Source organism: Bartonella sp. Raccoon60 (genome assembly GCF_002022585.1).
GTDB classification, from domain to species: Bacteria; Pseudomonadota; Alphaproteobacteria; order Rhizobiales; family Rhizobiaceae; genus Bartonella; species Bartonella rochalimae.
Window position 1 is genome coordinate 1081215 of the sequence record NZ_CP019786.1, and the last position, 19943, is coordinate 1101157.

Annotated in this window: 14 protein-coding genes and 1 tRNA gene; 8 read left to right on the forward strand and 7 right to left on the reverse strand. The window is 35.3% G+C overall.

The features are described 5' to 3' along the window. Positions 1–4: 4 nt before the first annotated feature. Entirely contained in the window at positions 5–589 is a 585-nt protein-coding gene (locus tag Bra60_RS04745) for a YqgE/AlgH family protein (protein WP_078688781.1), read from the reverse strand. 70 nt (positions 590–659) lie between these two features. Here Bra60_RS04745 and Bra60_RS04750 point away from each other — a divergent pair, with 70 nt between their 5' ends. Further along, positions 660–1514 carry a protein-disulfide reductase DsbD domain-containing protein gene (locus Bra60_RS04750; RefSeq protein ID WP_078673908.1) on the forward strand — a complete coding sequence of 285 codons (855 nt, stop codon included), beginning with the start codon at positions 660–662 and terminating at the stop codon, positions 1512–1514. 33 nt (positions 1515–1547) lie between these two features. On the opposite strand, the gene rnhA is transcribed toward Bra60_RS04750, so the two are convergent. The 3 genes from rnhA to Bra60_RS04765 all read right to left on the reverse strand — a co-directional run bounded on the left by rnhA (position 1548) and on the right by Bra60_RS04765 (position 4007). Continuing rightward, positions 1548–2015 carry a ribonuclease HI gene (gene rnhA / locus Bra60_RS04755; RefSeq protein WP_078688783.1) on the reverse strand — a complete coding sequence of 156 codons (468 nt, stop codon included), beginning with the start codon at positions 2013–2015 and terminating at the stop codon, positions 1548–1550. Between the two features lie 478 nt (positions 2016–2493). Continuing rightward, entirely contained in the window at positions 2494–3549 is a 1056-nt protein-coding gene (gene ispH / locus Bra60_RS04760) for a 4-hydroxy-3-methylbut-2-enyl diphosphate reductase (RefSeq protein ID WP_078698118.1), read from the reverse strand. A 384-nt stretch (positions 3550–3933) separates the two neighbouring features. Beyond that, positions 3934–4007: transfer RNA gene (locus Bra60_RS04765), tRNA-Ile, on the reverse strand. Between the two features lie 170 nt (positions 4008–4177). On the opposite strand from Bra60_RS04765, the gene Bra60_RS04770 reads away from it, so the two are divergent. Then, entirely contained in the window at positions 4178–4921 is a 744-nt protein-coding gene (locus Bra60_RS04770; protein ID WP_078698119.1) for an SIMPL domain-containing protein, read from the forward strand. Positions 4922–4949: 28 nt separating this feature from the next. On the opposite strand, the gene Bra60_RS04775 is transcribed toward Bra60_RS04770, so the two are convergent. The 3 genes from Bra60_RS04775 to dnaG all read right to left on the reverse strand — a co-directional run bounded on the left by Bra60_RS04775 (position 4950) and on the right by dnaG (position 9808). Continuing rightward, positions 4950–5411, reverse strand: a complete 462-nt coding sequence (locus tag Bra60_RS04775; RefSeq protein WP_078688786.1) for a YcgN family cysteine cluster protein — start codon at positions 5409–5411, stop codon at positions 4950–4952. Between the two features lie 115 nt (positions 5412–5526). Then, the gene (gene rpoD, locus Bra60_RS04780) at positions 5527–7536 is read right to left on the reverse strand and encodes an RNA polymerase sigma factor RpoD (protein WP_078688787.1); all 2010 of its coding nucleotides are present in this window, start codon (positions 7534–7536) and stop codon (positions 5527–5529) included. 343 nt (positions 7537–7879) lie between these two features. After that, the gene (gene dnaG, locus Bra60_RS04785; RefSeq protein WP_078688788.1) at positions 7880–9808 is read right to left on the reverse strand and encodes a DNA primase; all 1929 of its coding nucleotides are present in this window, start codon (positions 9806–9808) and stop codon (positions 7880–7882) included. 112 nt (positions 9809–9920) lie between these two features. On the opposite strand from dnaG, the gene Bra60_RS04790 reads away from it, so the two are divergent. The 6 genes from Bra60_RS04790 to Bra60_RS04815 all read left to right on the forward strand — a co-directional run bounded on the left by Bra60_RS04790 (position 9921) and on the right by Bra60_RS04815 (position 19769). Further along, the gene (locus tag Bra60_RS04790; protein WP_078688789.1) at positions 9921–11153 is read left to right on the forward strand and encodes a mechanosensitive ion channel family protein; all 1233 of its coding nucleotides are present in this window, start codon (positions 9921–9923) and stop codon (positions 11151–11153) included. 339 nt (positions 11154–11492) lie between these two features. Next, positions 11493–11744 (forward strand): GlsB/YeaQ/YmgE family stress response membrane protein, encoded by a 252-nt coding sequence (locus tag Bra60_RS04795; RefSeq protein ID WP_078688790.1) that lies wholly within the window; start codon positions 11493–11495, stop codon positions 11742–11744. A gap of 461 nt (positions 11745–12205) precedes the next feature. Further along, positions 12206–13396, forward strand: coding sequence for a glutamine-hydrolyzing carbamoyl-phosphate synthase small subunit (gene carA, locus Bra60_RS04800; protein WP_078688791.1), 1191 nt, complete (start codon positions 12206–12208; stop codon positions 13394–13396). Positions 13397–14027: 631 nt separating this feature from the next. Beyond that, a complete protein-coding gene (gene carB / locus Bra60_RS04805; protein ID WP_078688792.1) occupies positions 14028–17513 on the forward strand; it encodes a carbamoyl-phosphate synthase large subunit in 3486 nt (1161 codons plus the stop codon). Positions 17514–17771: 258 nt separating this feature from the next. Further along, complete coding sequence (locus Bra60_RS04810; RefSeq protein ID WP_035006968.1) at positions 17772–17981, forward strand: cold-shock protein; 210 nt, start codon at positions 17772–17774, stop codon at positions 17979–17981. Between the two features lie 585 nt (positions 17982–18566). Beyond that, positions 18567–19769 (forward strand): pyridoxal phosphate-dependent aminotransferase, encoded by a 1203-nt coding sequence (locus Bra60_RS04815; protein ID WP_078698120.1) that lies wholly within the window; start codon positions 18567–18569, stop codon positions 19767–19769. The last annotated feature ends 174 nt before the right edge of the window (positions 19770–19943 follow it).

Consider the following 19943-nt stretch of genomic DNA (forward strand, 5'->3'; position numbering starts at 1 on the left):
ATGACTATGCATGACCTGGTTTAGAAATAAGAGAAGTTGGACTAATTCCCATGCGAATAAGGCTTTCATCATACTTACTACTGATATCACTTTCAAAAAGAAAGCTAGGAGATGTAGGACTAATCAACCAACCATTTGCATAAATCTCTGTTTCAAGCTGTCCTGCTTTCCACCCGGCATACCCCAAAGCTATAAGAGCATGTTCAGGCCCCCTCTCACAACTCATGGCTTTTAATACATCAAGGGTTGTAGTAAGACAAATTTTGTCTGTAACAGAGATAGTTGCTTCACAAGCATAATCATCTGAATGCAGTACAAAACCACGAGACGTATCAATAGGTCCACCACAGCGTATTGGAAATTTTTTTATTGGCTCGGAAAGATAATTTTTTTGATTTTGGTTAATTACACCCAGTTGAAGCAAAAGTTCAGGAAAATTAATATCATGTAACTGATTAAGAATAATTCCCATAGCACCAGCATTAGAATGGGCACAAATGTAGATAACAGAACGAACAAAGCGCTTGTCATTCATTCCAGGCATTGCTATGAGCAACTGTCCATTTAGAAACCCTTCATGCTGTTTCATAATTTGATAGTCTCCATAATTCAATTTTTTGACTTCAATTAAGTCAGTATCAGTAGAGAATAAAGATCAAATGAAAAAATTGCAAATATTTCAAAATTTACAAAAAATTCCAAATCGTTTTCAGAAAAATCTCTTATTAATTTTGAAAATAATATTTGTATTTTTAGGATTTTTCTACTTTCTTGTTAATTCTCAAGCAGAACAAAAACCACATCTTATTGCAACACCTTGGCATGAATCAGAGGGTGGCTATGCTAGATTAGCTATAACTTCATCTTCTCTTTCTGAGACAAAAAGCGGTATTATTGAAATTACGTTAAAACCAAAATGGAAAACCTATTGGCGAAATCCTGGAAATTCGGGGATGGCACCCTTTTTTAATTTCAACCAACAAGTCTCTTATGAAATTTTTTATCCTACACCACAACTCTATACAACAGAAAATGATTGGTCATTAGGTTATAAAAATAAAGTCGTACTACCCTTTAATATCTCTGGTTCAGATGAAAATCTAAGTGGTTCTTTAACCCTTGGAATGTGTAATGAAATTTGTATCCCCTTTACTATCGATTTTAATTTTTCCTCATCGACTCAAAATAATACATCTCTTTCTCTATCCTTATTAAAAAAAGCCCAAGATGCTTTACCCCGTACAGCCGATAATGCATTTAAAATACATGCTGAAAAAAATGGAAATACCCTCTTAATAAAAATAAAAAATAATAAAATAATTACACCTTCTGCTCTCTTTTTAGATGGAAAAACAATGCAGATTGGACCAGCAAAAAAAATAAGCGATCACCAGGGATATACAGTCTTCAGTGCTCCAATATATTTTGATTCAGATGAATTAAATGAAACTGTTTTTTATACTATTTCTTACCAAGATCATGCCTTCAGTGGAACATTTGCAATAAACACATAATCAAACCGTACTGTCATTCCATGAGATAAAAAATTATATCGAAAAACAGCCATTTTCACGATATTCAGTAATTGCTTTACGTGCGAGTGCGTCTGCACGCTCATTATCTGGATGACCTGCGTGTCCTTTTATCCAGTGCCATCTGATATCATGTTGAGAACAAGCATAGTCAAGGGCTTGCCATAACTCCATATTTTTAACAGAATTTTTCGATGCAGTACGCCAATTATTTTTTTTCCATCTCTCAACCCAGGTAGAAATCCCGTTACGCACATAAGCTGAATCCGTATAAAGATCAACCAAACATGATTCCTTCAGAGCATTTAACGCGCGAATCGCCGCCATAAGTTCCATCTGATTATTGGTCGTATATACTTCTCCACCATAAAGCTCACGTTCATGACCATTCCAGCGTAAAATTGCTCCCCATCCTCCCAAACCAGGATTTCCTGAACAAGCACCATCTGTATAAATTTCAACAACTTTTTTTCGATTTAACATAACAAAAACAAAACTCTATCTCAGCCAACAAGTTCACATTACTGCAAAAATAAAGTTTAAACCAATATTTTAATGATTTTTTTGAAGAACAAAACTATCAAGAAATTCATCTCGTTAATTTTAGAAAGGTATAAGTAAAAAGCATAAAGCCACATTACGTCATAACCTATCAAGCAGCAATAACATACATTAAAATTGCAAAACTATATCTCCTTTCCAATACAACAAATTATAATATTATTACCTTTTAAAACAATTCTTATAACAAGAAAGGCTATATCGGATATAAATGCTGTACAGAGATATATAAAAGATAAATTATTTTCTAAAAAATGCTTGTCATAAACATTAAAGTGAATAGTCACTCTATTTTATAAAACTCTAGACTTCCAACATCCTCTCTTTTCCTTGTTTTTAAAAGCAAACCTATTGAGTAACGTGGTTTAAATGCCTTAGATTATATCCCCTATAATTGCGCCTATTTTTCTTTTATTTGATGAACACTGTTATCGTTATTTTCATCTTTCAGTACTTCTGCTCGTCCTTTAATAAAAGCTATATCTTCAGAAGATAGGCTGATATCACGTAATTCACGATTCACTAAAAATGTTTCCGTTTCAACTAAAGTTTCAGCCAATTCTATTGTAACATCATAACGTGCACGAAACGCTGTGATGATTTCATCAACAATAATTTCAGGAGCTGACGCTCCTGCTGAAAGACTAATGGCTGAAAGAATACCTAGATTATCAAAATCAATTTCATTAGCACGCTGAATTAAAATAGATTGACGCGCACCAAATTTCTCAGCAACTTCCACCAAACGTCTAGAATTAGATGAATTCGGTGAACCAACAATTAAAAATAAATCACTTCCTAACGCTGCTGCCTTAACAGCATCTTGCCGATTAGTGGTAGCGTAACAAATTGATTCAGCCGCTGGAGCTGCTAACGCAGGAAAACGCTGTTTTAATATATTAAGAATCTCTGCTGTATCTTCAACAGAGAGTGTTGTTTGTGTTACAAATCCTAATTTATTTGGATTATTTGGTTGATAATATAAAGCATCTTCTACCGTTTCAATCAATGTAACATTCTCTTCTTCAAGCTGCCCCATAGTTCCAATTACTTCAGGATGACCAGCATGACCAATCAATATAACATGACGGCCATGACGTTGATGACGAATTGCTTGCTTATGGACTTTAGAAACTAATGGACATGTCGCATCAAGATAAAATAGATTGTAACGAACAGCCTCTTCTAGTACAGACTTTGGTATACCATGAGCAGAAAACACAACAGGCCGACTACGATGCCCTTCAGGTATCTCACAAAGTTCTTCAACAAAAATGGCTCCTCGTTGCTGCAATCCCTCAACAACATAGCGGTTGTGTACAATTTCATGACGGACATATACTGGAGAACCATATTTTTTCAATGCAAGAATAACAATCTGGATAGCACGATCAACACCAGCACAAAACCCGCGTGGCCCACAAAGGCGAATTGTTAAAGGGGGCAGTACAGACACAATTGATCCTTAATATCCATAAAGTTTCACCCCAACTACCACATATCACTGCAATATATCATTGTTACTTTATAAACAAAGAGTATAAAGAGAAAAACTAGACGATTCCTATTTCCTATTAAGACTGCTAATCATCATTTATCTAAAAAATGGTGCAATAAACACTAGCCACAACTTCTTTTTTCACGAAATAAAGCATTAATAAATCACCATTCTTGCTAAGATCAGAAAAACAACTGTACATACCACATAAATCCTTGATCAGTAAAACCTAATTAAGGACCTTTATATCATGACCTTCTCATACCAGAGATAGACTAATGGAATGAATACCCACAAGGTCCCTCATCTTGAAATAAATATATTGATTTTATTAGGAAAACGTGGGCCCGGAGGGACTCGAACCCCCAACCAAGCGGTTATGAGCCGCTGGCTCTAACCAATTGAGCTACAGGCCCCACAGAGATTTTCTCTAAACTAAAATATCCTATTATACAAGAGCTTGCTTTAATTATACTTCGCCTTTTTTTCTTTCTTCTCGTTTTTTTTTCTTTCAGCGCCCTAATTCCTTTACAATAAATACAAAAAATGGGAAAGTAATAGAATATATATATTATAAGGATTGAACATGACTAAAATGATTTTCCAACTGTTGAAGGTCTACCGAATTAAGTTGTCGATATTGACTGTATTATCTCTACTCACTACTTCATGCTTCGTACATGCGGAAGAAACAATAAAAAATGCACCAACAATTACAGTTACAGCAACCGGTGAAAACCAAGCAACACCAGACATGGCGATTATCAATCTAGCCGTTGTGACTCATGATACGACTGCTCAAAAAGCATTAGCAGCGAATAATAAATTTATGAATGATATTTTAGATACTTTTAAAAATAATGGCATTCAAGCAAATGACTTGCAAACATCAGGCTTATCTATTTACCAAACGAACTCAGATAAAAAACAAGAAAAAAAGAACAATGAAATAACTTATCGTGTTTCAAATTCTTTAACAGTAAATATCCGTGATCTGGCCAACGCTGGTAAAATATTTGATCAAGCAATGGCACTTGGTGTGAATTCTGTTAATGGAATTACCTTTACCAATGCCGATACAAAGCCATTGTATAAAGAAGCACGTAAAAAAGCTGTTATTGAAGCTATTGCAAAAGCAGAAACCTTAGCTCAAGCAGCCAACGTGAAATTAGGAAAGATTATTACAATTAATGAAAGTAATAACGAATATTATCCAACACCACGCCTTATGAGTAGAGCACAATCTGCAAGCTATGCAGATACAAACTTTTCAGGAGGTGAATTGAATTATCATGTTAGTGTCACTATAACATTTGCTATAGACGACTAATCATCAATCATTGAGTAAAATAATTATATCATCGGTTTTTATAAAGAATTCCGGTGATATATTGATAATAAGATTCCGTAGATGATAATTCATCGTCATGAATCTTAATCTGCTCACGTGCAGAAAATTGAGTTTGATGTACCGTTTGAAAATCTTTTGAGATTAATGGATGCCACCACGGAAGATCTTTACCCTCACTCACCAACCTGTAAGCACAACTTTCTGGCAACCAACGAGCTGTTTTAATCGTAGCAATATCTAATAATACACAATCTGAAATAATTGATTTACGGTGAATATAATTTTTACATTGACAAGTATCTTTATCTAAAAGACGACAAGCAATACTCGTTGCATAAATGTCACCAGTATCGTCATCTTCTAATTTATGCAAGCAACAACACCCACAACCATCACAAAGACTTTCCCACTCAGTAACAGACATTTCCTCTAATTTTTTCCTTTTCCAAAAAGGAAGTTCTTTACTCATAAACAGGATCTACTTTTTTCATAAGACAATTCTTTTAAAGGATAAAATCAATAAAATTTGATCTAGTACGCACAACATATTTTTATTTATCTTTTAAAAACGCTGTTCTTTTTAATTAAGAATCAAGAAAGCTCCGTAATTTGCGTGAACGGCTAGGATGTTTCAACTTACGAAGTGCCTTTGCTTCAATCTGACGAATACGCTCGCGGGTCACTGAAAATTGTTGGCCAACTTCCTCTAATGTATGATCAGTATTCATTCCAATACCAAAACGCATTCTTAAAACACGCTCCTCACGTGGTGTTAATGAAGCAAGAACGCGCGTTGTTGTATCTCGTAAATTAGCCTGAATAGCCGCATCAATTGGTAACAATGCATTTCTATCTTCAATAAAATCACCTAAATGAGAAGCATCTTCATCACCAACAGGTGTTTCAAGTGAGATAGGTTCCTTCGCAATTTTAAGTACTTTTCGTACTTTTTCTAACGGCATAGAAAGCTTGCTAGAAAGTTCTTCTGGTGTTGGTTCACGTCCAATTTCATGTAAAATTTGGCGTGATGTACGAACAATTTTATTAATTGTCTCAATCATATGAACAGGAATACGGATAGTCCGTGCCTGATCAGCGATAGACCGTGTAATTGCTTGACGTATCCACCACGTCGCATAAGTTGAAAACTTATATCCACGCCGATATTCGAATTTATCAACGGCCTTCATCAAACCGATATTGCCTTCCTGAATAAGATCAAGAAATTGTAAACCACGATTAGTGTATTTTTTAGCAATGGAAATAACAAGACGCAAATTAGCTTCCACCATTTCCTTTTTAGCGATATTCGCTTCACGCTCCCCTTTCTGTACTTGCGTAACAATTCGACGAAATTCACTAATTGAAATAGCAGTTTCTTGCGCGAGATTTTGTATTTCATTACGCAAACTCTGAATGACTTTAGCTTCACAAGTTGAAAATTCTTTCCAACCACGTCCTGATAAAGTTGCAATATAATTAACCCAATCAGCGTCCAATTCACGACCTTGATATTCTCTTAAGAAATCTTCATGCCCAATCCCATAGTTACTAGCAAGCCTCTTCAACTTACCTTCGCTCTGTATCAACCGCTTATTGATATCATATAATTGCTCAACTAATGCCTCAATACGGTTTTGATTTAAAGAAAGAGATTTTACTGCTTGGATTAAAGCATCTTTCAATTCAGTATATTGTTTTCTTTGTTCCGATGAAAGAGGTTCTGCCTTACGATGTGATAAACTGCTTTCAACTTGTTGATCTTGTAGCTCACGTAATTTTACATAAGTTTCAGCGATAAAATCTAAAGTCTCCACAACCTGAGGACACAACTCATGCTCCATTGCTGCAAGCGATAAATTAACTTCGTCATCTTCTTCGTCATCATCTTCGCCCCCTATCTCTTCTCCAAGATCATTCATATCACGCATGCTAGAAGATGATGTTTCTTCTTTTATTTTTTTGACTTCACTTTCATCAATAATAGGAGCCTGCTTCGCTTCTGGACCAGAATAAGTCATCTCAAGATCAATAATTTCACGCAGAAGAATACGCTGCTCTTGCAACTCTTCACGCCAAATAATTAAAGCTTGAAATGTTAAAGGGCTCTCACAAAGACCGGAAATCATCGTTTCACGTCCAGCCTCAATACGTTTAGCGATAGCAACCTCACCCTCACGCGAGAGTAATTCAACGGCTCCCATTTCACGCAAATACATACGAACTGGATCATCAGTTCGGTCGGCTACTTCACGTTTAGATGTTGTTGCAACCGCATAATTTGTGGCTTCTACTAAATCGCCACCTTCTACTGTAATTTCTTCCTCATATTGTCCAGATTCAATTTCATCTTCATCATCTATAACGCTAATACCCATCTCAGAGAACATTGCCAATATATCTTCAATTTGCTCAGACGTGAATTCTTCAGAAGAAAGAGCTGCATTCAACTCATCCATCAACACGTAGCCATTTTTTTTGGCAAGTTTCATCATTTTTTTGATAGCATCATCGGAAAAATCAAGAAGAGAACCATCCGAGCTTACTTTGCCCATTTCTTCCACATTATCTTTTTGTTTAACCTTTGTTGCCATACTGTTAACTCCACTTGATCACTAGGTAGGTTCGTGTGATCAGCTTATTATTCTTACTTAGCGCATTAAAATTTTTATATGCACTGTTTACAGGATTAATCTTTTATTCAAAAAGACACACTTTTATACACACCTTTTCACGCAAAATCACGGGAATACTATAGAGATCAACCCAATATATCTCAGTCTTTCTGAGATAATATCTGCACCACATAGTAAGAACCAATTTCCCGCTTTTCCTAAAATTTAGTCATTATTCTTCACAAAAACGTCATTTCAATAATTAAGGCTTTTATATCAGACTTCGTGACTGATTCGCTTTTAAAAAGCGAATCATTTTATTCTATTTTGGTTTGCCCTCATCTATTTTTTCGCAAAACCAAGATCCGAATCCCTCAATTAAAGCCTCTGTTGCCTGTGTTCGTTCCAATTCAGCTTTCACCTCACGAAGTAGATCAAAAACTTCATCTCTAGGATTTTTTATGAGTTCCTCTTCGATATCTTGTAGTCTTTTATGTAGGTGGTGTTCTTGAAGATGCAAGTAGATAGCTTGTTTTAATACAGCACGAGCATCTTCTACAGGAGCACCTCCAAAAGTAATCCGCATACCAACTCTTTGCACAAGGTTATCTATATGCTCTAAAATACTTTTTTTCCCTTTTTCTTCTAAAAGTACAGTCATTGTTCCTTTATTACATAACTGTTGATTTCCAAGAATTTCCAACATGGACTGATGCAAACTCATTAATTGATCATTTTTTAATTCTAATTCTGCAAAAACGTCAAAATTCTCGTACCACAGTTCAGGATAATAAGCTAAAATCAGCAAAATAACTGCTTCACGCAAAGGAATGAAATGTTTTGAACTACGAACTATATTAGAATTTTCTAATGCAGAAAAAGATTGGTCTTTAAACACTCCATCTTTTTGATTTTGAATATATTCTCCTTGCTTCTTTTGCTTTAATAAAGATGAACGAAAAAACGCAAAGAGCCGTCTTTTGATATCTTGAAAATAATAACGATGTATATCTTTATCCTTAATTGTTGCTATCTGTTGTTTTAGTTCTCGCTCCAATGCAGCGCGTGCTTCTGGAGTTGTAAAATGTTTTCCGGAAGTAGCACGCCACCATAAAAGCTCAATCAATGGAATTGCTTTTTGAACAAAAGAAGAAAAAAGATGAGCATCTCCTGTACGAATAATTTCATCTGGATCTTTACCATTTGGCAATAAAACAAAACGCACAGACTTTCCTGCTTTTAAAAGAGGAAGTACACGATCAGCAACACGGAAAGCAGCTTTTAAACCGGCATTATCTCCATCAAAACACAAAATCGGATCAGACTCCATTTGCCATAAAAGTTCAATTTGCGTTTCTGTTAATGCTGTTCCTAAAGGGGCAACTACTTTTTCAAAACCAACCTTAGTTAAAGCAATGACATCCATATAGCCTTCAACAACCAGAACAGAACATGCTTCTTTTTTTTCTGAGGCACGGCTATTTTTACGGACAGATGCCGCATTATAAAGCATATTACCCTTATGAAAAAGAACCGTTTCAGGACTGTTTAAGTATTTTGCTCGTGCATTTTTATCTAACGAACGCCCCCCAAAAGCAACCACACGGCCACGTAAATCTTCAATAGGGAATATAATGCGATTTCTAAATCGATCATAGGGAGTAGAAATATCTTCACCGGATATAAGGAGGCCACAATCCTCCATTTGCTTTAGTGAAATACCACGCGCACTCAACGCATCTTTCAAAGTTGTACGTCCTATCGGAGCAAAACCAATCTGAAAACGCTTTGCAAGTTCTAATGTAACACCACGTTCATCAAGATAATGGCGTGCTTGGGCACCAATTTGATGATGTAAGTTATTTTGAAAAAAATCCGTCGCTATTTTCATAACATCATAAAGATCATTTTTTTTCATTTCATCTTTATGATTTTGTAAATCAAAGGCAGGTAATTTCATACCTGCAAAATTAGCCAAACGCTCTACAGATTCCGAAAAGCGCAATCCATCAAGTTCGCAAAGAAAGGTAAAAATATCACCGCTTGTATTACAACCGAAACAATAATAACGACCCCGACGATCATCACAATGGAAACTTGGAGTCTTTTCACCATGAAATGGACAACAGCACCAAAAATCACCACGTGAAGGTTTACTTTTTTTTTGATCAAATATCACCCTTTGACCAATAACCACTGAAATTGGCAACCTAGCGCGAATCTCATCAAGAAAATCAGGCGGAATACGCATTATCTCTCACAGAGTTTAAAAATTCTTTATTTGCATTTTAGTTACTTTGAAGCATAATTCCAATACTTCATCTTAAATAAGAAATGAATAACCAAAATGGAGATAAAGTACAGTGCCTAAATTTCTTGTTCAATATCCATCACTAGAAATGGTTTCTTGGTTAGTCGTTCTGATTCTTATTGCACTTTTAGTTAATTTTTTAACACGTATCTTACTTATTCGCGGAAAAAAACACCTCGCTGCGTTCCTCCATCACAATACAATTACTGATATTGAAAATATTACTAAGTACATAGCTCATATTGCGTCGGCTTTTATTCTTTCAACTGGCATCAATTTTATATCTACATTGCCCAATATTCTCAGTACAATTATCCGAAATGTCTTCAATGCCTTTATCATTTTTATCGTTGCTTTAACAATTTCTGCTCTTTTTAATATCATTAATACCTTTTATGAACAAAGACCTGCAGCAAGGTTAAAGCCAATAAAAGGGTACATTCAAATAGCTAAAATTGCACTTTTTACGCTTACTGCTATTTTTATATTGGCCACATTAATAGACCGATCGCCTCTTATTCTTTTTTCTGGTCTTGGTGCAATGGCAGCTGTTTTGATTTTGATCTTTCAAGACACATTACTTTCTCTTGTTGCAGGAATTCAAATCTCATCTACCGATATGGTACGTGTTGGAGATTGGATTGAAATTCCTAATCTTGGTGCAGATGGTGATGTCATTGAAATTGCCCTTCATACTGTAAAAGTTCAAAACTTTGATAAAACAATTACTACAGTTCCTATCCGTAAACTGGTAACTGATCCTTTCAAAAATTGGCGTGGTATGCAAGAATCAGGTGGTCGACGTATCAAACGATCTTTATTTATTGATCAAGCAAGTATCCGCTTTCATACAAAAAAAGAAGAGGAATATTTAGCACGATTTAATCTCCTAGAAAACTACTTTGCACAAAAAATACCTGAAATTAATGAATGGAATACTCGCTTAGAAAAAAATCATGATATACCAGCAAATACTCGCCGTTTAACTAATATCGGTACTTTTCGGGCTTACGTATTATCTTATTTAAGAGAGCATCTAAATGTCAAAAAAAACGCAACTGTAATGACACGGCAATTACCTCCTACGCCGAATGGTTTACCTTTAGAAATTTATTGCTTTACGAATACCACCATTTGGGAAGAATACGAACAAATTCAAGCTGACATCTTTGATCACCTTTATTCTGTTCTTCCTGACTTTGGCCTTAAAATTTTCCAAAATCCATGTGGTTATGATTTAACATGCGCAAGCTATAATGTTAAAAATACATTAAAAACAAAATAATGAACTTTAATCACGTTTATTCTTTTAAAAAACTTGTCGCTATAAAATAACAATCTATTCAATTAAAAAGAACGAAGAATACTCCAAAATTCTTATCTAAGGATCCTTTTGTATAAATAAATAGCTAATCCTTCATTTTTTTGAAAGAATAATTATCTTTTCTGTATAGATTGAATTCAATCATTGCTTAAGAAAATCAACACAAAAAACCATCATAAAGCTTTAAACAACAGGCTCTCTTTAAATAACACAATGCATAATTCTTGACCTTGAAACAACCTACTCTAATTTCTACTGCAGTTAAACATAACAGTTTAAGTTTAGACATAGGAGAGTGGAATGGAAAATACATATATCAATTGGATCTTGGCTATTATTATTGGTGGACTTTCAGGTTGGATTGCACAATATTTTATGAACAGCCGAACAGGGATGTTTTTAAATATTATCTTAGGTGTTGTTGGTTCTGCATTAGCCAGTTTCCTTCTAAGCTTTTTAGAAATCAATTTTGCTGGTTGGCTGGGTTATCTCATTTCAGGTTTTATTGGAGCCTGCATCCTTATATGGATTGGCAGAAAAGTTCGATCATAAAATAGTGTTCTCTATTGCCTTTTAAAGCAAATAAAACTCTATTTTTGTTGGAAACTGTAACAATAACAACTCGGGGCATAATAGTCCCGTTTACAGCTTTTTACAGCATTACCGATTATAAACAATGACGCCTTGCAGAGCGTTTCTTTACCATATCTCTATTTTTCCAACTTGTATATTGAATTTTCTTTCAAATCTAACAAAACCCTATGTAATGGTTTTCTCATTATTCCAATAAGACAAAGCCCATAACTCCTCACTGTTTTATTTGCTTCATTCTAAGGAATTAATGTCTCTAAATAGTTTTAGAAAACTCAAATCTGGATCTTTACCTCTTTATAAAATATCCTTATACTTTAACTCTAAGTAAAAATTACAATGTATAGCATTAATTATAGTTGCGTGGTTTTTGCGTGAGTTTGAGTATTATGCCTTCAAATAGCAAATTGTGAGCCCAAACAATGACACAAACCATCTCGCTTCCCAGTCCTTGGAGCACAAATAAGCCTACAGCTCTTTTAGTATTAGCCGATGGTACAGTAATCGAAGGTAAAGGTGCGGGTGCTACGGGAATTGTTGAAGCTGAAGTATGTTTTAATACCGCCATAACAGGCTATGAAGAAATCCTCACAGATCCATCATATACAGGACAAATCGTTAATTTCACTTTTCCTCATATTGGTAATGTAGGCACTAATCGAGAAGATATTGAAGATCTTACACCTCTCAATTACCATGGTGCAGTTGGTGCTATTTTCAAAGCAGATATTACTGGTCCTTCTAACTACCGTGCACATGAAAATCTAAATCAGTGGCTTAAAGAACGAAAAATTATTGCACTTTACGATATTGATACACGAGCATTAACCACTCTTATCCGTGAAAAAGGTGTACCCAATGCGGTCATTGCCCACGATCCAAATGGAAATTTTGATATTAATGCTTTAAAAAAGCGTGCCCAAAAATGGTCTGGTCTTATCAATCTTGATCTTGCAAAAGAAGTAACGTCAAAACAATTAATAGAATGGAATGAAAACCCGTGGATATGGAATAAAGGATATAGTGTAAATAGCAAACGTAATTTTCACATTGTTGCAATTGATTATGGCATTAAACGCAATATTCTTCGCCTTATATCAGCCTTGGGTGCACACATAACTATTGTGCCAGCATCTACAAATGCAAATGAAATTTTATCTATGAATCCCGACGGTATTTTCCTTTCTAATGGTCCAGGAGACCCAATTGCTACAGCCAAATATGCTGTTCCAACCATCAAAACATTCATTGATTGCAACATACCACTTTTTGGCATATGCCTTGGTCATCAGCTGCTGTCTCTTGCCGTGGGAGCGAAAACTATAAAAATGCGTCAAGGGCATCATGGCGCCAATCACCCTGTTAAAGACTTTACTACTGGCAAAGTCGAAATTGTATCAATGAATCATGGTTTCACCGTAGATAAAACATCGCTACCACAACATGTTGAAGAGACACATATTTCTCTCTTTGATGGTTCAAACTGCGGCATTCGAATTATCGAAAAACCGATTTTTTCTGTTCAATATCATCCTGAAGCTTCGCCTGGACCTCAAGATAGTCATTATCTTTTTCACCATTTTCGCAACTTGATTATGGATTATAAGAAATAACCTAATCATATAGTTTTAGTATTTAGACTTTCTTTATCATTCGTATAAAGGCTTGTATTTTCTGCAAACTGGTATGAATAAGTCCCGACCATTTATCAAAGATACTTTATTAGACATGTAATTATAAAAAGATAATTTACCATAAACTCCTATAACTCTAAATACAGTGCTATCGTTATTCTTGAACCTATCTAGTACAAAATCCACCTAAACAGTATTACAGCCAAAGCTAGCTTTATAGTTATATTTTAAAAAACGTTATATTTGAAATATCATAATACTAATCACCAAGGCATACACAAAAAAACGTATTTACTAATGTATAATATAATAATGCTTCAAAACATATTTTTATAATACATGTTAGATTAACAAAAATAACGCTTTATATATCTTCTATTTCAGCTAACATTGCTGAAATCAACTCATGCTTTCATCTTTTGCGTTTGAAAATTATTTAACCATTATTTATAAGAGCACACTGTTTTCAAGCATTATCCCCAAAGAAAAAATATAAAAAAGTATTTTATGGATTACTTTCTTTATCTATTAACCTATAAAACGAGTTTAGCCAACATTCTAATTTCTGCCTACCGCAACTACGCATAGGTGCTTGCTATAGGAAAAAGTCATGCCAAAACGCACAGATATAAAATCTATTCTTATCATTGGAGCAGGACCTATTATTATTGGTCAAGCATGTGAATTTGACTATTCAGGAACACAAGCCTGTAAAGCTTTAAAAGAAGAAGGCTACCGAATTATTCTGGTGAACTCTAATCCTGCCACCATTATGACTGATCCGGATTTGGCAGATGCGACCTACATCGAACCAATCACTCCAGAAATAGTTGCTAAAATTATTGCTCATGAACGTCCAGACGCACTTTTACCAACCATGGGAGGACAAACAGCACTTAATACTGCTTTATCCTTAAAGCGCATGGGAATTTTAAATCGCTACAATGTTGAAATGATCGGTGCCAATGCTGACGCTATTGATAAGGCAGAAGATCGTGCTCTATTTCGCAAAGCAATGGCAAAAATTGGTTTAGAAACACCGCGTTCTATGTTAGCGAATGCAACTGAACTCAAAGAAGAAGATCGTCGATTATATGAAAAAGCATATAATAAACTTAAAAATGAACTTTCTGGCGATGCACTTGATCAAGCATTAGAAAAGCTTGAGCAAGATTGGAATAATGCAGAAGCCAATCGCAAGCAACATTATATAGCTCATGCCACCGCAAAAGCGGTTCAAGCTCTTGATATTATTGGACTTCCAGCCATTATCCGTCCCTCATTTACACTTGGTGGTACAGGGGGCGGTATTGCGTACAACCGCTCTGAATTTTACGAAATTATCGAACGTGGACTTGAAGCTTCACCAACAACAGAAGTGTTGATTGAAGAAAGTATTCTGGGATGGAAAGAATACGAAATGGAAGTTGTTCGTGATCACAAGGATAACTGTATCATTATCTGTTCCATTGAAAACATTGATCCTATGGGTGTTCATACCGGTGACTCTATCACTGTTGCTCCTGCTCTCACTTTAACCGATAAAGAATACCAAATTATGCGGAATGCCTCAATTGCTGTGCTCCGTGAAATTGGGGTTGAAACCGGTGGATCTAACGTACAATTTGCCGTCAATCCTGAAAATGGCCGCTTAATTGTTATTGAAATGAATCCACGCGTTTCTCGTTCTTCAGCGCTTGCTTCAAAAGCCACCGGTTTTTCAATTGCAAAGGTAGCAGCTAAATTAGCAGTTGGTTATACACTTGACGAATTAAAAAATGATATTACGGGCGGTGCAACACCAGCATCATTTGAACCTTCTATTGACTATATCGTCACCAAAATCCCTCGTTTTGCCTTTGAAAAATTTCCTGGTTCATCGCCTGTCTTAACTACCGCAATGAAATCTGTTGGAGAAGTTATGGCAATCGGTCGTACTTTCCAAGAATCTTTACAAAAAGCACTCCGTGGACTTGAAACAGGTCTTACGGGTCTTGATGAAATCATAATCCCTGAACACGCTGAAGGTGATGAAAAAAATTCTATTCGCTCGGCTATTGCTATCCCAAGTCCTGATCGTTTACGTTATGTAGCACAAGCGATGCGTATGGGTTTATCCCTGAATGAAATCCATCAAATAAGCAAAATTGACCTATGGTTTTTGGAACAAATAGCGTCCATCATCGAAACAGAACAACGTATTCGTGTCCATGGACTTCCCCATGATGCAGATAATTTACGCATGTTAAAAGCCATGGGTTTTTCAGATGCGCGCTTAGCAAATCTTTCTGGAAAAACACCAGATGATATTTTTACCTTACGCCAATCCCTAAATATTAGACATGTTTTCAAACGCATTGATACCTGTGCAGCCGAGTTTTCTTCACCTACAGCTTATATGTACTCAACATATGAAAGACCTTTTGCAGGTACGGAGTGCTCAGAAGCAAATATTTCTGAACGCAAAAAAGTTGCTATTTTAGGTGGCGGTCCAAACCGAATTGGCCAAGGTATTGAATTTGACTATTGTTGTTGCCATGCAGCCTTTGCTTTGCGTGATGCAGGCTTTGAGGCTATCATGATTAACTGTAATCCTGAAACTGTTTCAACAGATTATGATACCTCTGATCGTCTTTATTTTGAACCTTTAACAACTGAAGATGTTTTAGCAATTTTAAAAACAGAGCAAGAAAAAGGTGAATTAGTCGGAGTTATCGTTCAATTTGGTGGACAAACACCGTTGAAACTGGCAAGCGCACTTGAAAAAAATAATATTCCTATTTTAGGCACCTCACCTGATGCTATTGATCTTGCAGAGGATAGAGATCGTTTTCAAAAATTGTTGTGCAAACTTAATTTAACACAACCCAAAAATGATATTGCTTATTCAATTGAACAAGCACAACGCATAGCTCATGAGCTAGATTTTCCATTGGTCGTACGCCCCTCTTATGTTTTGGGTGGACGTGCTATGCAAATTATTCGAGACAAGCGTGACTTGCAGCATTATTTGTTAGAAATAGTCCCTGAATTAGTGCCAGAAGATATAAAAGCTCGTTATCCCCACAACAAGACAGATCAGGTCAATACATTACTTTCTAAAAATCCGCTTCTATTTGATACCTATCTAACAGAAGCTATAGAAGTTGATGTTGATTGTTTGTGCGATGGAGAAGAAACGCTTGTTGTCGGTATTATGGAGCATATTGAAGAAGCAGGTATCCATTCTGGTGATTCAGCGTGCTCTCTACCAGTTCGCACACTTTCATATAAATTAGTTAATGAATTAGAAAAACAAACAAAAGCTTTAGCAAAAGCACTACATGTTTGTGGCTTGATGAATGTACAATATGCTATCAAAAATGAAACAATTTATGTCCTAGAAGTGAATCCTCGTGCTTCACGTACTGTTCCATTTGTTGCAAAAACTATTGGTCGACCAATTGCTAAAATCGCGACACGTATCATGATCGGAGAAAATCTCCAAAGTGCACTCAACGCTTATGGTGGAATACCGTCTACACAGAAAAGACCACATATTGCGGTTAAGGAAGCAGTCTTTCCTTTTTCCCGTTTTTCAGGTGTAGATACACTGCTTGGCCCTGAAATGCGTTCAACAGGTGAAGTAATGGGACTTGATTATGATTTTGCACTTGCCTTTGCTAAAGCGCAGCTTGGAGCTGGTGTTGATCTTCCTAAAGAAGGCACCTTATTTGTTTCTGTGAGAGATGAAGATAAAGAACGTATCTTAAAGTCTGTCAAGTGTTTAAGCGAGCTTGGTTTTTCTATTTTAGCAACAATTGGAACACAAAAATTTCTTGTCGAAAATGGCATTAAAGCAGAAAAAATTAATAAAGTTCTAGAAGGCCACCCTCATATTGAAGACGCTATTCGTAATCTAAAAGTTCAATTAATTTTCAATACAACTAATACTGCGAGTGCCATTTCAGATTCCAAATCATTGCGCCACGCAGCACTTATGCAAAGAGTTCCTTACTACACAACAGTAGCTGGCGCTGAATCCGCAGCACAGGCTATTCGAGCACTCAAAACTAGCAATCTTGAAGTGTGTTCTTTGCAAAATTATTTTACTTAAAAATTTCCCTGCGTACCCAAAAATGTAATATCTTTACTCCCTTTATCAATCTTTGATGAATATAACAAAAAATCAATAGGGCTTGCTTTATATCGAAAAATCTTTTATAGTTTTTCACATCGTATTTTCGGTTACGCGATCTTTCTTTTCTGTGCAATCGCACTTCTGATGAAATCTCTCCTGCCTAATTTCGATTTAAACTCGTATTGAGAAATTTAAATCTCAATACATAATATTATATATACTAAGGAGTTTCCTATGTCTAAAGGAACAGTTAAATGGTTCAATACAAATAAAGGTTTTGGTTTCATTCAACCCAATGATGGAAGTGCAGATGTGTTTGTACATATTTCTGCTGTTGAGCGTTCTGGTTTACACAACTTAAATGAAGGACAAAAAATCTCTTATGATGTTCTTCAAGACCGCCGTTCAGGAAAATTTGCTGCTGGAAATCTTTCTGCTCTTTAAAATTTGAGCATTCTATAAACTATCTCGCCTTCATAGGCGAGTTTTCCATTCTTTGATTTTTATAATGATTAAGTTGTTTCTCTATTTTATTTAAATTAATCACAACTCATTATAATAAACTTACAGAAAAATGTGACACATAAACCAGTAATTATGAAAAATTTTATTATTGGATAATAACAAAAAACCACACAAATAAGAAATTTAATAAAGTCACAATGCTCTACAAGACAAAAAATTTTAATCTATTTTTTTCAATAAACGAGTCATCTTTACAATTAATTTCATCTGCTTAATCTCATCTACAAACTATAAACTTTCAGCCAAGTTGGCTGTATAATTTGATATGCCTTGTAGAAATAAAATCGGATAAATGCTTCACTATCAACATCAAAGAAAATTTATTCTTGAATTGATTTTTCAAAATTTCCTCAGTATAAAAAATTAAATTCACTAAATCTAAGTTTACAATAAAATTTTCTGACAGTTTTCTTGCAGTTTTGTGTTTTTTACGACATAATCTTTATGTATTTTGTAATTTTTATAATCAAGAATTTCCTGCCTATATTATAAGGAATTGAAACGATGGTTTTCATTGCTGATAAGCTTTCTTCCATCAAGCCCTCCGCAACAATTGCCGTAGCTCAAAAAGCGCGTGCTCTAAAAGCTTTAGGTCGTAATATCATCTCCTTAAGCGCTGGAGAACCAGATTTTGATACACCAGATAATATCAAAAATGCTGCTATTGAAGCCATTCGACGTGGAGAAACAAAATATACGCCCATATCTGGTATTCCAGAATTGCGTCAAGCTATTTCTGCAAAATTTAAAAGAGAAAATAATCTTACTTATACACCAGAACAAATCATTGTTGGCACAGGTGGCAAACAAATTCTCTTTAATGCATTAATGGCAACTTTAAATAAAAATGATGAAGTTATCATTCCCTCTCCTTATTGGGTCAGTTATCCTGAAATGGTTGCTCTTAACAGTGGTAAATCTGTTTTCGTAGCAACGAAAGCTGAATTTTTTTATAAGCTTCAACCACAAGATCTAGAAGCTGCCATCACTCCAAAAACTAAATGGTTTATTTTTAATTCTCCCTCGAATCCATCAGGTGCTGCGTACACACACGATGAATTAAAAAAATTAACTGATATTTTAATGAAATACCCTCATATTTATATTCTCACTGATGATATCTATGAGCATTTAACATATGGAGATTTTACTTTTGTCACTCCAGCTCAAGTAGAGCCACAACTCTACGACCGTACGCTGACAATGAATGGTCTTTCAAAAGCCTATTCCATGACGGGGTGGAGAATTGGCTATGCAGGTGGTCCACATGAATTAATTAAAGCTATGGACATCATTCAAGGTCAACAAACATCTGGTACAAGTTCCATTTCACAATGGGCAGGTGTAGAAGCACTGAATGGTCCACAAGACTTTATAACTAAAAATAAAACTATTTTTCAAACACGTCGAGATCTTGCTGTTTCTATGCTCAATCAAACCTATGGTATTGATTGCCCAACACCTGAAGGTGCATTTTATGTTTATCCATCCTGTGCAAAGCTTATTGGTAAAAAAACACCTCAAGGTCAAATTATTACAAGTGATGAAGAGTTTGTAACGGCTCTTTTGGAAACAGAGTCCGTTGCTGTTGTTCATGGATCTGCTTTTGGACTTGGACCGGCATTTCGTATCTCCTACGCAACATCAGATGAAATACTTGAAGAAGCTTGTTTTCGTATCCAGCGCTTTTGTAACAGCTTGTCCTGAAATTCTGAATCATCATCTGCCCAGGTGGTATTAATGAATTAAAAATAAATGATAGCGTGAATTATTAAATATATTTTATAAAGAATATTTATTCTTCAAGATAAACCATAACTTATCTCAATATAGACATTAAATGACATAAGTTCATAATGGAAATAGTACTTTTTAATATTC

What these genes read in the sequence shown, in the direction of transcription:
- Bra60_RS04810 (WP_035006968.1), top strand. Translation starts at nt 17,772, where the DNA reads ATGTCTAAAGGAACAGTTAAATGGTTCAATACAAATAAAGGTTTTGGT.
- Bra60_RS04750 (WP_078673908.1), top strand. Translation starts at nt 660, where the DNA reads ATGAAAAAATTGCAAATATTTCAAAATTTACAAAAAATTCCAAATCGT.
- Bra60_RS04815 (WP_078698120.1), top strand. Translation starts at nt 18,567, where the DNA reads ATGGTTTTCATTGCTGATAAGCTTTCTTCCATCAAGCCCTCCGCAACA.
- Bra60_RS04745 (WP_078688781.1), bottom strand. Translation starts at nt 589, where the DNA reads ATGAAACAGCATGAAGGGTTTCTAAATGGACAGTTGCTCATAGCAATG.
- Bra60_RS04770 (WP_078698119.1), top strand. Translation starts at nt 4,178, where the DNA reads ATGACTAAAATGATTTTCCAACTGTTGAAGGTCTACCGAATTAAGTTG.
- rpoD (WP_078688787.1), bottom strand. Translation starts at nt 7,536, where the DNA reads ATGGCAACAAAGGTTAAACAAAAAGATAATGTGGAAGAAATGGGCAAA.
- dnaG (WP_078688788.1), bottom strand. Translation starts at nt 9,808, where the DNA reads ATGCGTATTCCGCCTGATTTTCTTGATGAGATTCGCGCTAGGTTGCCA.
- rnhA (WP_078688783.1), bottom strand. Translation starts at nt 2,015, where the DNA reads ATGTTAAATCGAAAAAAAGTTGTTGAAATTTATACAGATGGTGCTTGT.
- Bra60_RS04775 (WP_078688786.1), bottom strand. Translation starts at nt 5,411, where the DNA reads ATGAGTAAAGAACTTCCTTTTTGGAAAAGGAAAAAATTAGAGGAAATG.
- carA (WP_078688791.1), top strand. Translation starts at nt 12,206, where the DNA reads ATGACACAAACCATCTCGCTTCCCAGTCCTTGGAGCACAAATAAGCCT.
- carB (WP_078688792.1), top strand. Translation starts at nt 14,028, where the DNA reads ATGCCAAAACGCACAGATATAAAATCTATTCTTATCATTGGAGCAGGA.
- Bra60_RS04795 (WP_078688790.1), top strand. Translation starts at nt 11,493, where the DNA reads ATGGAAAATACATATATCAATTGGATCTTGGCTATTATTATTGGTGGA.